At 44.1% G+C, this 16,213-nt stretch carries 13 protein-coding genes; 11 read left to right on the top strand and 2 right to left on the bottom strand.

Annotated elements, in window-relative coordinates; all coding sequences use genetic code 11:
• The first annotated feature begins 73 nt into the window (after nucleotides 1–73).
• Both ACWQAU_RS14980 and ACWQAU_RS14975 read left to right on the top strand, forming a co-directional pair.
• Nucleotides 74–463: a MarR family winged helix-turn-helix transcriptional regulator gene (locus tag ACWQAU_RS14980; RefSeq protein ID WP_003643287.1), complete on the top strand. Its 390-nt coding sequence runs from the start codon at nucleotides 74–76 to the stop codon at nucleotides 461–463.
• Nucleotides 464–656: 193 nt separating this feature from the next.
• Complete coding sequence (locus ACWQAU_RS14975; RefSeq protein ID WP_003646539.1) at nucleotides 657–1,208, top strand: tyrosine-type recombinase/integrase; 552 nt, start codon at nucleotides 657–659, stop codon at nucleotides 1,206–1,208.
• 114 nt (nucleotides 1,209–1,322) lie between these two features.
• Here ACWQAU_RS14975 and ACWQAU_RS14970 read toward each other — a convergent pair whose 3' ends face one another.
• Nucleotides 1,323–3,542 (bottom strand): ATP-dependent Clp protease ATP-binding subunit, encoded by a 2,220-nt coding sequence (locus tag ACWQAU_RS14970; RefSeq protein WP_003644206.1) that lies wholly within the window; start codon nucleotides 3,540–3,542, stop codon nucleotides 1,323–1,325.
• A 482-nt stretch (nucleotides 3,543–4,024) separates the two neighbouring features.
• Here ACWQAU_RS14970 and ACWQAU_RS14965 point away from each other — a divergent pair, with 482 nt between their 5' ends.
• The 7 genes from ACWQAU_RS14965 to ACWQAU_RS14935 all read left to right on the top strand — a co-directional run bounded on the left by ACWQAU_RS14965 (nucleotide 4,025) and on the right by ACWQAU_RS14935 (nucleotide 11,544).
• Complete coding sequence (locus tag ACWQAU_RS14965) at nucleotides 4,025–4,222, top strand: hypothetical protein (protein WP_003646540.1); 198 nt, start codon at nucleotides 4,025–4,027, stop codon at nucleotides 4,220–4,222.
• A gap of 149 nt (nucleotides 4,223–4,371) precedes the next feature.
• Nucleotides 4,372–4,638 carry a phosphocarrier protein HPr gene (locus ACWQAU_RS14960; protein WP_003638282.1) on the top strand — a complete coding sequence of 89 codons (267 nt, stop codon included), beginning with the start codon at nucleotides 4,372–4,374 and terminating at the stop codon, nucleotides 4,636–4,638.
• Nucleotides 4,638–6,368, top strand: a complete 1,731-nt coding sequence (gene ptsP / locus ACWQAU_RS14955) for a phosphoenolpyruvate--protein phosphotransferase (RefSeq protein ID WP_003643291.1) — start codon at nucleotides 4,638–4,640, stop codon at nucleotides 6,366–6,368. The genes ACWQAU_RS14960 and ptsP overlap by 1 nt, the downstream gene beginning before the upstream one ends.
• Nucleotides 6,369–6,906: 538 nt before the next feature.
• Entirely contained in the window at nucleotides 6,907–8,085 is a 1,179-nt protein-coding gene (locus tag ACWQAU_RS14950) for a glycosyltransferase family 4 protein (RefSeq protein WP_003643292.1), read from the top strand.
• A 75-nt stretch (nucleotides 8,086–8,160) separates the two neighbouring features.
• Nucleotides 8,161–9,183, top strand: a complete 1,023-nt coding sequence (locus ACWQAU_RS14945; protein WP_003643293.1) for a glycosyltransferase family 4 protein — start codon at nucleotides 8,161–8,163, stop codon at nucleotides 9,181–9,183.
• A gap of 3 nt (nucleotides 9,184–9,186) precedes the next feature.
• The gene (locus ACWQAU_RS14940; RefSeq protein WP_003644207.1) at nucleotides 9,187–10,242 is read left to right on the top strand and encodes a lysylphosphatidylglycerol synthase transmembrane domain-containing protein; all 1,056 of its coding nucleotides are present in this window, start codon (nucleotides 9,187–9,189) and stop codon (nucleotides 10,240–10,242) included.
• A 63-nt stretch (nucleotides 10,243–10,305) separates the two neighbouring features.
• The gene (locus ACWQAU_RS14935) at nucleotides 10,306–11,544 is read left to right on the top strand and encodes a D-alanyl-D-alanine carboxypeptidase family protein (RefSeq protein WP_021356008.1); all 1,239 of its coding nucleotides are present in this window, start codon (nucleotides 10,306–10,308) and stop codon (nucleotides 11,542–11,544) included.
• Nucleotides 11,545–11,704: 160 nt separating this feature from the next.
• On the opposite strand, the gene ACWQAU_RS14930 is transcribed toward ACWQAU_RS14935, so the two are convergent.
• Nucleotides 11,705–12,892: a pyridoxal phosphate-dependent aminotransferase gene (locus tag ACWQAU_RS14930; RefSeq protein WP_003644209.1), complete on the bottom strand. Its 1,188-nt coding sequence runs from the start codon at nucleotides 12,890–12,892 to the stop codon at nucleotides 11,705–11,707.
• 191 nt (nucleotides 12,893–13,083) lie between these two features.
• Between ACWQAU_RS14930 and ACWQAU_RS14925 the strand changes: the two genes are divergently transcribed.
• Both ACWQAU_RS14925 and ACWQAU_RS14920 read left to right on the top strand, forming a co-directional pair.
• Nucleotides 13,084–13,320 (top strand): YkuJ family protein, encoded by a 237-nt coding sequence (locus tag ACWQAU_RS14925; protein WP_003643297.1) that lies wholly within the window; start codon nucleotides 13,084–13,086, stop codon nucleotides 13,318–13,320.
• Between the two features lie 155 nt (nucleotides 13,321–13,475).
• Entirely contained in the window at nucleotides 13,476–15,581 is a 2,106-nt protein-coding gene (locus tag ACWQAU_RS14920; protein ID WP_046947840.1) for an LTA synthase family protein, read from the top strand.
• The last annotated feature ends 632 nt before the right edge of the window (nucleotides 15,582–16,213 follow it).

The raw sequence follows: 16,213 nt of genomic DNA, 5'->3' as shown, positions 1-16,213 counted from the left end.
CATGCGAAGGGACAATGGCTTGTTTTGAACGGTTAATGAAAAAAGTACAAATTTCAGGAAGGATGCTGTTAGTATGCAACAACCAATTAATTATATTATGAATATCATGCACCTTGAACGGGACTTAAAACGACTTACGTCGAACTGGTCGTCCGCCACAGGGCTTAGTTTGAACGAGTTACGGATCTTAGTTTATGTCGAACAACATCCTGGTATCCAGATTGGTGATGTGGCAAATGCGTTGAATGTGGCGAAAGCCTCGTTGGCACAAAATATTGGCACCTTGATAACCCAAGGATGGTTGAAAAGTCAACCAATTAAACAAGACCGGCGTTTACGGGTCTTAACGCTTACGAAGGCTGGTCAGGATCGAATGAAGGATGTTGATGCACAATTGACTAAATCACTTGACACGACACCAGCAACACAGTTAGCGGATCAATTATCAGCTTTGCAATTATAGGCAGATGTACACGTTCACGGATATTAAGTGAAGTAATATCCTTAACGCGGGATAAAGGGGAGACTCTTTGTCCCGCGCTTTTGTTTTAGCACTTAATAGTGGGGAGCATTATAGGTTAACAATTACTTTGTTTAGTTTACTCTAGGTTAAGTAATTTAAACTTAATAAGATTGATTGAGGTGTAATGGAGCGTATGCATTATAATGTTGAACCGCTAAGAACGGACCAAGAAATCGATGATTTTTTATGGGCTGTTTCACAAGCGCGTTATGGGGAGCGTAATCGCATGATTGTTTTGGTTGGAATTAACACGGGATTACGAATGAGTGATATTTTACGACTGAAGGTTGGGCAAGTACGTGGCAAAGATCGTGTTATGATCATGGAACAAAAAACGGGCAAGAAGCGCTGGTTGTTTTTGAAAAACCTCAAAACGGAATTAGCCCACTTTACGCGGTATCGGGGGGCAAATGAACCGTTATTCTGTAGTGGTCGGGGCGGAGCTTTAACCGTTAATGGTGTCTATCGAGTCTTTCAGACGGCCGGTGAGTACCTGGAGCGGGATGATATTGGTACGCACACGTTGCGCAAGACATTTGGCTATCATTATTATCAAAAGACTCGTGACATTGCCGGATTGATGATGATTTTCAATCATTCGAGCGAGCAGGTGACAAAACGCTATATTGGCATTGAGCGTGATAATTTGGAACGACAATTATGGGACTTTAAATTAGGCGTTTAATTATGGCAGAGACGCGGGCTATTCATAGCGACTCAATGAGGATTTGAGGTAGGCACAAAAAAGAGCCAGAAGTGTAAACGATTGTTTACGCTTCTGGCTCTAAATTTAATTATCTTATTCGGACTTCGTCTCAGCCGCCAAAACAATCTTGCCGTCTTCAACTTTTGCAACCATGTTCTTAACGTCGCCGTGGTCCAAATAGAAATCGGCGATGCGATCTTCGATTTGTTCCTGGATAACACGCCGGAGTGGGCGAGCCCCCATCTGAGGGTTGTAACCTAGTTCAACGAGTTTTTCCTCGACAGGTTCTGTGACGTGGACGTGTAAGCCTTGGTTAGCTAACATGCCGTTGACATCTTCGATCATCAAACCAACAATTTTCATCAAGTTTTCCTTAGATAAAGCGTTGAATTGAATGATGTCATCGAACCGGTTTAAGAATTCTGGCTTGAAGTAGTCCGTCAACCGGCTAGTGATATCGTGCGTCTTGCCTTCAGCAGCGGCACCAAAACCGACATTAGCTTCACTGTCGCCAGTCCCAGCGTTGGAAGTCATGATGATGATCGTATCTTTGAAGCTGACAGTCCGACCTTGTGAGTCGGTCAGCCGGCCATCATCGAGGATTTGCAAGAACATGTGCATGACATCCGGATGAGCCTTTTCAACTTCGTCTAGTAAGACTAGGCTATATGGATGACGACGAACCTGTTCAGTTAACTGACCGGCTTCTTCATAGCCGACATAGCCAGGCGGTGAACCGATCAACTTAGCCACTGAATGTGGTTCCATGTATTCACTCATGTCAAACCGAATCATGGCATCTTGAGAACCAAACAGTTCCTTAGCAAGTTGTTTAGCCAATTCAGTTTTACCAACCCCGGTTGGGCCGACAAACATGAAGGAACCAATTGGCCGGCCAGTTCCGTTCAGACCGATTCGATTACGCCGGATGGCCCGGGCAACTGCTTCAACCGCTTGGTCTTGACCAATAACCGTACTCTTAAGGTCGGGTGCTAAGGTCTTCATTTGAGCCTGTTCCTTAGCCTGCAAGTCACCAACTGGAATACTTGTCTTTTCTTCGACAATTTGTTCCATGTCCTTGACTGTTACAGTGGCAGTATCGTTATTAGGCTGGTCTGAACTTTCATCGGGCTTAGCTTTTTCTAACTTAGCAACTTGATCGCGATAGTAGGCGGCTTTTTCGTAGTCTTCCTTCTTCAAGGCGTCCTGTTTCTGCTTTTCCGCCTCGTCGATCTTTTCTTGAATCGTCTTTGGATCGACCGTCTTCAACGTCAAGTTCTTACGTGAACCAGCTTCATCGAGTAAATCGATGGCCTTATCAGGTAAGAAACGATCTTGAATGTAACGATTTGACAACTTGACGGCTGCCACAATGGCATCTTGATCGTATTTAACGTGATGATAGTCTTCGTACTTCTTCTGAATGCCTTCGAGAATCTTGATAGATTCTTCCACGCTCGGTTCGTTGACCGTGACCGGTTGGAACCGGCGAGCGAGGGCGGCATCCTTTTCGATGTCACGGTATTCGTTTAATGTCGTGGCCCCAACTAATTGGAAATCACCACGGGCAAGGGCGGGTTTCAGGACGTTCCCAGCATCCATACCACCTTCAGCATTACCGGCACCCATGATTTCATGGATTTCGTCAATGAAGAGGATGATATTCGGATTGCTTTGAACTTCCTTCATTAATTGTTGCATTCGTTGTTCAAATTGACCTCGAATACCGGTACCTTGAACAAGGGAAGCCACGTCCAAACGAATAATTTCTTTATCTAACAGTTTTTGTGGAACTTGACCAGAAACGATTTTCTGTGCTAGTCCTTCCACGACCGCCGTTTTACCAACCCCAGCTTCACCAATTAAAACGGGGTTATTCTTGGTCCGGCGATTCAAAATCTCGATAACCCGATTAATTTCGGTATCGCGACCAATCACTGGATCGATTTTGCCCTGTTTAGCTTGCGCTGTTAAGTTGAAGCCGTATTGGCCAAGGAGGCCACCGCCGTTGTTATTGCCACGACGATTGCCGCCATTAGGACCAGCTGGCTGGGTCGGTGGGGTCTGTTGTTGCCGGTAAGCGTTATTAGGATCAACGCCACCCTGCATTGCACGGAAAATGTCGTCAAGACCACCAAAACCGAATGGATCTTGTGCCATATCAGCACCTCCAACTCCGTTATTTGGTTGCTGTTCCTGATTCTTTAGCAGTTGATAGCAATTTTGACAAAGGTTGATTTGTCGCCGCTGACCGTTGACGCTCGTATATAAATGGATCGTCGCTTCGTTCTTATGGCAATTGTCACAAAGCATTATGCTGTCACACACCTTTCGCATCAGAAATATAACTAAATCGATTAGGATCATAGTTAAAGGTTCATCGGCTCTTTGACCTTTGTTGACCTTTGACTATTAGTATAGCGAATTTACGGACTGTTGCAAGTGAAAAGCCTCAGGGTCAAAACTGGACGTGCGGCCAGGATAATTCGCAATGGCTGATTGATTCAATTATTTCTGAATAGTCTGGATAGTCGCAACTCATAGCTTGTCATGTAACCGGATTCGTTGTATATTAATTATCTGGTTAGGATAAGTGATGATGTAACTGACTGTCTATATTATAGTACAAAGCGGTTTTTTTGCATGTATCGAGCCTGACCAGTTTTGATGTTTGCAGCGCATCGTTTTTCATTGGTGACCGTCAACAGCCAGTGAGCGGCGGAGAACTTTGTTCGTAAATATCAGAATAATGATGCAGTAATGTGTCAACCTAACTTTGAGGAGGCGGTAATTGTTTGGCAACGGATTATACCCAGTTAATGGAAGCGTTGCGTCATGGCGAACGCGACAGTTTTACCGTAACGCCGGATGAATTTATGGCTTTTCACGACGCCTATATGAAGTATGAGTATCGTAAACGAGTCATTGGTACGGCGGACTTAGATGGCCGCATTGTTTACCATTTCGAGAAGGATGGTAAGACAACCAATTAATAGGCCTAGCTTGAATGAAAGGGCTTGTATTTTAATTGGATAATTGCTATCATCATTATTAAGGGCTCTTGAGTATACGTGTTGGCGGCAACTCGAATTGACTCGGAACCAATTTTAAATTTATTTATCTTGAAGGAGATCGAATAGTTATGGAAAAGAAAGAATTTCACGTTATCGCAGACACTGGTATCCACGCACGTCCCGCAACTTTATTGGTACAATCAGCAAGTAAGTTCAACTCAGAAATTACGTTGCAATACCAAGACAAGTCCGTTAACTTAAAGTCCATCATGGGTGTTATGTCACTCGGTGTTGGTAAAGACGCTGACGTTACCATTTCTGCTGAAGGTGCCGACGAAGCCGACGCTATCGCAGCTTTAACTGAAACGATGAAGAAAGAAGGATTATCTGAATAATGGCTGAAAAGGTACTAAAAGGAATTGCGGCCAGTGATGGTGTTGCAATTGCTAAGGCCTATATGCTAGTTGATCCAGATTTATCATTCGAAAAGACAACAGTTTCCGATACGGATACTGAAGTTGCACGGTTACATGACGCTTTCGATGCTTCCAAGGCTGAACTAAAGGTCATTAAAGACAAAGCGGTTGAAAACTTGGGTGAAGAAGAAGCAGAAGTTTTTGAAGCTCATATCACCATTTTGTCTGACCCAGAAATGCTCGGACAAATTGAAGGTAAGATCAAGGATGATAAAGTCAATGCTGAAGAAGCTTTGAAGGAAGTTACTGATACTTTCATTTCAATGTTTGAAGCGATGACGGATAATGCATATATGCAAGAACGAGCCGGTGATATTCGCGACGTAACGAAGCGGGTCTTAAGCCACTTGTTAGGGGTAACCTTACCAAGTCCAGCTTTAATTGACTCCGAAGTAATCGTGGTTGCCCACGATTTAACACCTAGTGATACAGCTCAACTTGATCGTAAGTATGTTAAGGGCTTCATTACTGACATTGGTGGTCGGACTAGTCATTCAGCCATCATGTCACGGACGCTTGAAATTCCAGCGGTCGTTGGATCTGAATCTGCCACGACTGATATCAAAGAAGGCGATACGGTCGTCTTGGATGGTATCAACGGTGACGCTTTAGTAGCCCCAACGGATGCTGAAGTTGCTGATTACCAACAAAAGGCTAAAGACTTTGTTGCGCAAAAGGCTGAATGGGCTAAGTTGAAGAACGAGGCCACCGTTTCTAAGGACGGCAAGCACTTTGAATTAGCTTCTAACATCGGGACACCTGACGATATGGATGGGGTTTTGGATGCTGGCTCTGAAGCCATTGGATTATTCCGTTCAGAATTCTTGTACATGAACAGTTCAGAATTACCTGACGAAGATACCCAATTCGAAGCTTACAAGAAGGTTGTCGAAGGGATGAACGGCAAACCCGTTATTGTTCGGACCATGGATATCGGTGGTGACAAGGAATTACCTTACTTGCCATTACCTGATGAAATGAACCCATTCTTGGGTTATCGGGCTATTCGGATTTCCCTCGATCGTGATGACATCTTCCGGACCCAGTTACGTGCGTTATTACGTGCGTCACATTACGGTCAATTACGGATTATGTTCCCAATGATTGCAACGCTTGACGAATTCCGTAAAGCCAAAGCTATCTTTGAGGAAGAAAAAGCCAAGTTGGTTGCAGCTGGTACGCCTGTTGCTGACGACATCAAGCTTGGTATCATGATTGAAATCCCAGCGGCAGCTATTTTAGCTGACCAGTTTGCTAAGGAAGTCGACTTCTTTAGTATTGGGACTAACGACTTGATTCAATACTCATTTGCTGCTGATCGTGGTAACGAACAAGTGTCATACTTGTATCAACCATACAACCCATCGTTGTTGCGTTTGATCAAGCATGTTATTGACGCTGCTCACGCGAACGGCCGCTTCACGGGTATGTGTGGTGAAGTTGCTGGGGATCAGATTGCGGTGCCATTATTGATGGGCTTAGGTTTGGATGAATTCTCAATGAGTTCAACTTCCGTGCTTAAGACACGTTCATTAATGAAGAAACTTGATACTAAGGAAATGGCTAAATTAGCTGATAAGGCACTTAACGAGTGTGTTACTAACGAAGAAGTCAAAGAATTAGTTGAAAAGAACGTCTTCGGTAAATAAACAATCAAACTAAGAGCAAATCTGCGGATTTGCTCTTTTTTTGTGGGTAAATGCGGGTCATTAACCAGTTGGTACTAGCCCCGGGTTTAGCACGACGGGGGAGTGGACTACCCGCACCGGTATGATGAGAGCTGGCACAGTGCATGACGCGAATTGACTGGACATTTAGGCATTGTGACAATTGTCCATAGTTGCGACCGCGCTAGTCAATGATGGACACAGGGCACATTGCTACTCGCTGTTGACGGTGAAGAGTTGGTGTAGTGGAAACGATGTAATGGCGGTGTTGAGTGATGCCTAGCGATTACAATTCATCATTTCGAATTCATTTTCTATAGGTGTAGCTGGTCAGATAGATTTTGTCATGAACTCTTAATTTATATTAAGATTATTTGCAACTCGGATATTTAACCAATATAATGTTTATAATATAGGCATTAAGTCGAATTCGTGATGATCATGAAATAATGATCTAAGCGCGGTTAAGCAACATCGATTAGCAGCACGGTTAATTGATGGAAATAAGGGGAGAATCTACGTGAATATCGGGATATTTACAGACACATACTATCCACAAGTGAGTGGGGTCGCAACGTCAATCAAGGTGTTACGCAATCAACTCGAACGGGCTGGTCATCAAGTCTATATCTTTACGACCACGGATCCCCATGTTGATAAGAATATTTATGAACGCAATATTTTTCGGTTTACGAGTATTCCATTTGTTTCGTTCACGGATCGGCGCATCGCCGTTCGCGGGCTTTTTAAGGCTTACCAGGTTGCTAAGGATCTTGGCCTGGATATTGTTCATACGCAGACAGAATTCTCCATGGGGATGATTGGTAAGTTTGTTGCCAAACAATTAAAAGTCCCATGTATCCATACGTACCACACGATGTATGAGGATTATCTACATTATATTGCGAATGGTAAGTTGTTAAAGCCATACCACGTTAAGGAGGCCACACGGGCGTATTGTTATCATCTGAACGGGATTGTAGCACCAAGTGAGCGGGTTGCAAATACACTGACGGGCTACGGCGTTAAAGCGCCAATTCGCATTATTCCGACTGGAATCGACATTAATCAGTACGAGCAGCAGTCGACGGTGGATTATCGGCAAAGACTCGGCTATCAGTCTGATACGCCAGTATTACTTTCCTTGAGTCGTTTGGCCTACGAGAAAAACATTCACGAAGTCATTGCAGCCCTACCGGCGATCTTAGAACAGGTGCCGAATGCCCAACTCCTGATTGTAGGTGATGGTCCGGCACGTGAAACACTGGAAAATCAGGTTCAAGACGCCGGCTTAACGGCGCACGTACAATTTACCGGTGAAATTGATAATGATGAAGTTTATAACTATTACCAGATGGCTGACCTGTTCGTTTCGGCTTCGAACTCAGAATCACAGGGGCTGACGTACATTGAAGCAATGGCTGCGGGCCTTAAAACGGTAGTGGCTGCTAGTCCGTACACGGATCAATTACTTGATGATCCGTCACTGGGGACGACCTTTACAAGTGAGACCGATCTGATCAAGGATGTTGTGCGTTATTTACAACATCCCAATACTTTTAACGATCCCAAGCCACGGCAGAAGAAGCTTTACCAAATTTCCGCAGAGTATTTCGGCAAGCAAGTGATCAACTACTATCAAGACGTACAGCTGGCGTATTCTGAATCAGCGGATAAATCGGCGAATATTAGTAATTAACGTGTGTCAAATCGTCAATGAGCACCGCCAAACCGGGGATGCTTATTCGACGTATGACGCGTAAGGGGACGAATTATGTTAGACATTACCATGTTTTCAAAAGCTGACTCCGTCAAGGGTCAGGGAGTCGGCAGCGCCTATTTAGAATTGATGCGGTTGTTGCGGACCCATTGGCAGGATGAATTTAATATTAAAGTCAATCGATATGGGCGCTCCGCCGTTTCACATTACCATACGGTTAATCCAATGTTTTACCTGTCTACGTTTATGCCTAATCGAGGCCGTAAAATCGGTTACGTGCATTTCTTACCAGAGACGCTCGAGGGTAGCTTGAAGTTGCCACGACCATTCCAAATGATTTTCAATCGTTATTTAATCTCATTTTATAAGCGGATGGACCACATTGTGGTGGTGAACCCGACTTTCATTCCAAAATTGGAAGCATACCATATCAAAAGAGCAGATGTAACGTATATTCCGAATTTTGTCAGCAAACGTGAATTTTACGAAATGACTAAGGCTAAACAGTTGCGCTTGCGCCAACAATACGGCTATGATCAAAATAAATTCATGATTATCGGGACCGGTCAGATTCAGGATCGGAAAGGTGTTCCTGATTTTATTACGCTTGCAAAGCAGAATCCAGATATCCAGTTTGTATGGGCCGGTGGGTTCTCGTTTGGCCGAATTACGGATGGTTATCAGGAGTTGAAGCAGGTGGTGGATAACCCGCCAGCTAATCTGTCGTTTCCAGGCATCGTTCCTCGTGAGAAATTGGTGGACTATTATAATATGGCGGATCTTTTCTTACTGCCTTCTTATAACGAGTTATTTCCGATGTCCGTGTTGGAAGCCTTCAGTTGTGGGACACCAGTATTGCTCCGGGATTTAGATTTGTACCGGGCAATCATTGATGGCTACTATCAAGCAGCCAGTGATGTTGATGATATGCAACGACAGATCGACCAGTTACGCCATAATCCAGCCGGGTTGCAATTCTTGCATGACAAGGCGGTTTTGGCTGCTCAGGATTATTCGGAAGAGCGCCTTGCCAAAGTTTGGCATGATTTTTATTTGCAACAGGCAAAAGAGGGGTAGTCAATGACAAGAAAAAATATCTGGTCATTACTCGTAATGGTTGCGTTAGGCGTCGGCATTTCGTGGTACTCACTGCGCAATGTCAAACTAAGCAATCTAATGGACGATATTCTCACTTTGAATTGGTGGTGGTTATTAGTTGCGTTAGGGTGTGTCGGACTATACTTCGGTCTGGAAGCCGTGGTGGTGCAAAAGTTTGTCAGGCACCGTTATCGGAACTATCGCTTTAAGAGTGCCCTGCGCGTTCCTTTAGCCGAGCAACTATTCAACGGTATCACCCCGTTTTCTTCGGGTGGCCAACCTGCCCAAATCTTCGTGATGGCACAATCAGGGATTGACGCTGGGCGGGCAAGTTCAGTTGCATTGATGAAGTTTGTTGTTTTTCAGGCCATGGTGGTATTGAATTTCTTATTCGCCATGTTAATTGGTTTTCATTACTTAGCTGAAAAGTTAAGTTACCTGTCACTATACGTTTTGTTAGGTTTTCTGATTCACTTTGCGGTGATTGTTGGTCTGTTGCTGGTGATGTACTGGTATAACTTTACAAAACGAGCGGTGAAGATCGTCTTGATCCCGGTCAGCTGGTTTATGAAAGCTGAGCGATTTGCCAAGTTCGAAAACAATATTAGTGAAAAAATCGATTCGTTCTACGAAGAAAGCGTTCGAATGACCAAGGACTGGCGGATGCTGGTCGAAGTTTGTATCGTCACCTTCTTACAGCTACTGTTTTACTACCTGATTCCGTATTTTATTATGCGGGCAATGGGAATCGATGATGTTAATTTGATTATGGTGACTAGTTTGAACGTGTTGATCTTCTTAGTGACATCACTATTCCCGATTCCAGGTGGGGCCGGTGGTGCTGAATTTGGTTTCACGGCGTTGTTTGCTAAGTTCATTCCCAGCCACAGTAAGCTGATTTTAGCGATGCTGATCTGGCGGATCTTAACGTATTATTTAGGACTATTCTTAGGGATGATCGCCATGGCGATGCGGCCTGAAAAAGCAGAAGAAATTCCGATTGCGGCACCTAGCCGGTCGGATTCACATGAACAGTAATTTTAATGGGCCGACATCATTGTTCGACCCATTTTTCGCGGTTACGAATTAAAGGAAGGTACTATGTTAAAGTTAATCAAACAACGGTTGGTATGGGGACTAGTGTTGACAGCGACAGTCAGCGGGGTGTTGAGCTGCAATGTAGCGGCACACGCGACCAGTAGTAAGGCGGATGAGGTCAAAGCCGCCTACGTGATGGATGCCAAGTCTGGTCAGGTCGTTTATGCGCAGAATGCCGATCAGAAATTACCAATTGCGTCCTTGAGTAAGCTCATGACGCTGTATTTAGTTGAACGGGCCATCGAGCATGGTCAGATCAAGTGGACGGATGCAGTCCCAATTCGCAAAAATGTCCGTAAGATGGCAACCAGTGCAACTTTATCCGTAATGCCGATGCCCGCCAAGGAGACGTTTACGGTTAGGGAGTTATTCGCAGCTACCTTGGTAGGGTCTTCGAATAGTGGTGCCATTGCGCTGGGGGAGTATGTTGCTGGCAGTAATGATAAGTTCATTAAATTAATGAATCAACAAGCGTCCAAATGGCATTTGGATGCGAGTTTTATTAGCGCTTCGGGACTTGATAATACTGATTTGAAAAATTACGATTTAAAAATTAAGGGAACCAGCGATCAGGACCAAAATCTGGTGTCAGCAAGGGCTGTGACGACCATTGCACAACATTTGATTGATGCTTACCCCGATGTTATTCAAGTTGCTAATCAACGTTCAGTCAAAATTCATAAGTATACGGTCCCAACTTCGGTGGAGATCCTGAAGGGCGCCGAGTACTATGATCCCCGCGTGCCAGTCGATGGACTGAAGACCGGTTATACGAATCAGGCCGGTGCTTGCTTAGTCGCTACATACCGGCAGAACGGCCACCGGATGATTGCAACAACACTTGGCGGTGCGTGGCAGTTTACGGCGAACAACAACTTGCGGCTGATGCTCAAAACGACCGAGCAGTATAAACAGGTTGTACCTAAGAGCATCAATTATCAGATTCCGGGGACGCAGACCAAAGTGCGTCTGGTGACGAAGTACAATTCAAAACTGTGGGTGAATAGTAAGCAGCCAATGACGCAGACCAAAATTGCTTTGTGGCCATTACATCGGACAGCGCCAAATTATCTGGCTGCTAATACGGCCGTTCTTAAATTGCGATTGACGGATCCATTGTCAGGAACGACGAAGGAAGTCATTTATCGGACGCCTGAAGCGCTGACGATGCTTGGACCACTTCAATGGGCAACAGCGCCCGCAAAACGGACCACCACGGGCACGTATGCGTTCGCAAAGTGATGCTCGCTTAATAGATCGTGTGATGCTGAAGACAAATAAAGGTGCGCCAACTATCGTAATTTACGAGTAGTTGGCGTACCTTTTTGAGTTGAATCCAATTCAGTCATTGAAATGACTAACAGTGATGAACTAGGATAGTTAGCCGGTGGACTGTCGTTGTTTAGTTGATACGGTTAGCAGGTTCCTGCATATATGCAGTGAGGCGATCCATGGCCTGGTGGAGCTTTTCCATGCTAGCAGCGTAACTTAGACGCACGTAGCCTTCCCCCTCGGCACCAAAACCAGTCCCTGGAATAATCGCGAGCTGATTCTTGCGTGCTAAGTCTTTACAGAATGCCATCGAGTCTTGTTCAAAGCCAGCTGGAATTTTCGCGAAGATATAAAAGGCTCCGGTAGGACGTGCGATTTTGAAACCGAGCTTCGACATCGTTTGATAAACGAAATCACGCCGAGCTTGGTATTCTTGCCGCATTGGTTGCGCATCATCGATTCCGTTGGTGAGGGCTTCAACACCAGCCTTCTGAGCAATCGTGGTTGCTGCAGTGACGTAGTATTGGTGGACTTTTTTAAGTTGGGCCGTCATTTCCTTAGAGGCAAACAGGAAGCCGATTCGCCAGCCAGTCATGGCATGAGACTTCGATAAGCCATTGATCAGGATCACTTCGTCAGGAATGAATTTAGCAATTGAGACGTGGTCGCTACCGTAAGTCAGTTCACTGTAAATTTCATCGGATACGACCCACAAGTTATGGCGATGGAAACAGTCGGCGAGCGCTTTGATTTCATCTTCAACATAGGTGACACCAGTGGGGTTATTCGGGTAGTTTAACACGATTCCCTTGAAGTTCTCGTCAGGATGAGCAGCAATAAAATCGTCGACCATCTTAGGCGTAATGACAAAATCGTTAACGCCTGTATCCATGAAGAGGGGCTTGGCGTGTGCTTCTTGAATGATGGGGATGTACGCTGGAAAGATTGGGGATGGAATGATAATGGCGTCGCCAGGATTACAGATCGTCGTTAATGCAGTTGCGATAGCTTCAGTCGCTCCCACGGTCACTAAGACTTGGTCTTCAGCATCATAGTGGACGCCGTACTTTGTCTCTTGAAAGTGGGCGGCCGCTTGGCGTAGCTCCAACAGACCTGCCATGCCAGTATAGTGGGAGTAGTTGTCATCAATCGCCTTTTTAGCAGCCGCTTTAACGTGCTCAGGCGTGTTGAAATCGGGTTCACCGAGCGTTAACTTGACCATATCAGGTATCGCACTAACTTCTTCGTCAAACTGGCGGATGGTTGAAACTTGAATGTGACTGATGGTTTCATTGAGATCGTCTCTAAATAGTGTCATATATCCGAACTCCTTTAATTTATAAGTTGTTCTAATTTTAGCACAACTTCTCACCGTCTTAGCAGGAAGTTAGGGTATAATTATAAGTGTGAAAATTTGTGGTAAAAATGGGCTTTCTACTAAAAAAACGTGTTATTAGTCCTATTTTTTGCTAGAATGTAAACAAAACTTGAAGGAGCGAGATTAGTATAATGGATAAATCTGAACTATCAGCAATTCTCAAACGACTAGAAGCCATGCGCACAACTGAAGCAACCGAAGTGCAATCACGGCGGTTCGAAAAGGAAGGCGTTCAACGTGGGCAAGTAGCGTATGATCCCGCTACCTCGACGTACACGTTACAAGAATTCAATCCAGACCAAACGTTTGAATTTGATAACATTGACCTCGTGGCAATTGAATTATACGATTTGCTAACGGATAACTAGATTCCCCCAAAATCCAGATAGATTTTCGATAGATCCATATTATGACGCGTTGTAATGTTGAAGAATTTTTGAAGAAATCTTCAAGATATTGCTAACTAGTACGCAACCGTTATAATATGGATTTGTTAATAGCAATAACGGAGGAAGAAATTACCATGCCTAAATTTATAAAAAACACGGTTGGGAAGGTCAACACAACGTTGGGCTTTTACCTCCTAACCGTGGTCTTATTTTGGCTAAAGACATATATCGCTTATAAGAGCGAGTTTACTTTAGGGGTTAAGGGACCCGTTCAGGAATTTATCTTGTTCTTGAATCCATTTCCGACAGCGATCGTGCTGCTCGGTATTGCCCTATATTTCCGTGGTCGCTTAAAGTATTGGATTATGATGATCATTGACGCCCTACAGACGACGTGGTTATTTGCCAATATCTTGTATTACCGGGAATTCTCTGATTTCATGTCGGCGGGGGTAATTAAGAGTTCCGGTGCTGCTAGTAATAACCTCGGAAAGAGTTTGGGACAGATCATTCATGGAACCGACTTCCTAGTTTATGCAGATGTCGTGTTGCTGATTCTGTTATTAGCCTTCAAGGTCATTCGGATCGATCCACGGCCTTTCAAAATTCGGTATGCTGCAACACTGACCATGATTGGGGTGGCGTTGTTTGCTGTTGACCTCGGAATGTCTGAACATGACCGTTCAGATTTATTGACGCGGACTTTTGATAACAACTACATCGTTAAGTACTTGGGACTCAACACATATGCAGGGTATAGCTTCTATCAGACCGAAAAGGAAAGTGCGACGCGCGCCCAAGCAAGTAGTAGTGATATGAAGAGTGTGCTAGCCTACCTCAAGAAAAACCAGGCTGGCGAGAACGTCAAATACTTTGGTAAAGCGAAGGGCAAGAACGTCTTCGTGATTCATTTGGAAAGTTTCCAGCAATTTTTAATTGATTATAAGGTCGATGGTAAGGAAGTTACCCCGAACCTGAACAAGTTCTATCATGATAAGAGTACTTTGAGTTTTGATAATTTCTACCATCAAGTGGCGCAAGGGAAGACCTCTGATGCTGAAATGATGATGGAAAACTCCTTGTTTGGTTTACCAACCGGGTCAGCGATGACGCAGTATGGGACGTCGAATACGTTCCAGGCAGCGCCAGCAATCCTGTCACAAAAGGGCTATACGACTGCGGCTTTCCACGGTGATGTGGCTAGTTTCTGGAATCGGGATAACGCGTATAAGTCGTGGGGGTATAACTACTTCTTCTACTCTTCTTACTATAAAGAGAAGTCAGACTACAATATTGGTTATGGCTTGAAGGATAAAATCTTCTTCAAAGACTCTGTTAAGTATTTGGAGCAATTACCACAACCATTCTACGCAAAGCTGATTACGTTGACGAACCACTATCCATACGAATTGGATAAGAAGAACCAGTCGATCGATAAGACGACGACCGGGGATTCAACCGTTGATGGCTACGTTCAAACGTCCCATTATCTTGATCAAGCCTTTGCCGAATTCATTAGTTACTTGAAGAAGGCCGGCTTATATAAGAATAGTATGATTGTGCTTTATGGAGATCATTATGGGATTTCAAACAACCATAAGGCTGCCATTGCACAGTTATTGGGTAAAAAGTCGGTAACGAGTTTCGACTTGGCTCAATTCCAGAAAGTACCATTTATGATTCATTCTGAAGGAATCAAGGGTGGTATTAACCACACGTATGGTGGTGAAATTGATGCGTTGCCAACGATTTTTGACCTGTTAGGGATCAAGAACAAGGGTTACATCCAGTTCGGAACGGACTTACTGTCGAAACAGCATAACCAGACAGTGGCTTTCCGGAACGGGGATTTTGTCTCACCGACATATACGAAGATCAGTGGGACAGTCTATGATTCGAAGACCGGTAAGAAGCTAACGGATATGACGACGAAGCAGAAGGATACTGTCAAACAGATGCAAAATCATGTGACGACGGAACTCTCACTCTCTGATCGGGTCATCCAGGGTGACTTACTACGGTTCTACACGCCTAAGGGCTTTAAGAAGGTCAATAAGTCGGACTATAGTTATAAGCTGACTAAGACCCTCAAATCATTGAAAGAGATCCAAGCTGAGAAGAAGACGAGTGTTCTCTCGAAGCATAAGGGCAAATCAACGGAGAGTCTGTATAAGACGGATGCACCAGAACTGTCTAGCTCAAGTGACAGTAGTAGTAGTTCAAGCAGTAGTTCTGATTAATCGAACTCGTATCAACTAAGGGATAACGCTGACGGCGTTATCCCTTTTTGGTTGCGGAAATAAGCTGCCACTTGTTTTGACCACAGCGCGGTACACTATTATTAAGCCGATTGTTGCGCAGTGTGAATTGACACTGATGGTGAACGATGAAGTATTACCAATTTTGGAGTCCCAAGTAAATGCAAAGTTGGAATGGTAGGCGCGTCGCGGATGTTGTGAACCGATAAAGTACGGTGATGAGGTGGGGAATGCTGACTGATTGGTTGTCTTGATTTGGTAGATTGTCAGCGAAATAATATTCATTATGCTAGCGTTGGTTTACTTTGAAAAACAGTCGTTGAAAATTAAAGGGAGATTTATTGAACTTTTGCTTGCTATCTTAATAAAAACCCCGTAAAATATAGTCTATTGCGACATTAATCGGTGTTTAAAACTTTTCTGAGATTAATTCATAAAAAGGGTTGACCCGGGTCGTTATTCTTGGTATTATATTTCTTGTCGTTAAGAGCGATATGCAACATTACTCATTATTATGAATATTCAAATTGATGTGAGCATTTACATTGAATAGTTATTCAAAATAATTTATAAAAAGATGTTGACAGCTTGTTCTGATGATGATAAACTTTAAT

The organism is Lactiplantibacillus sp. 3062, from assembly GCF_055413545.1.
This window is presented reverse-complemented; position numbering and strand designations above follow the sequence as displayed.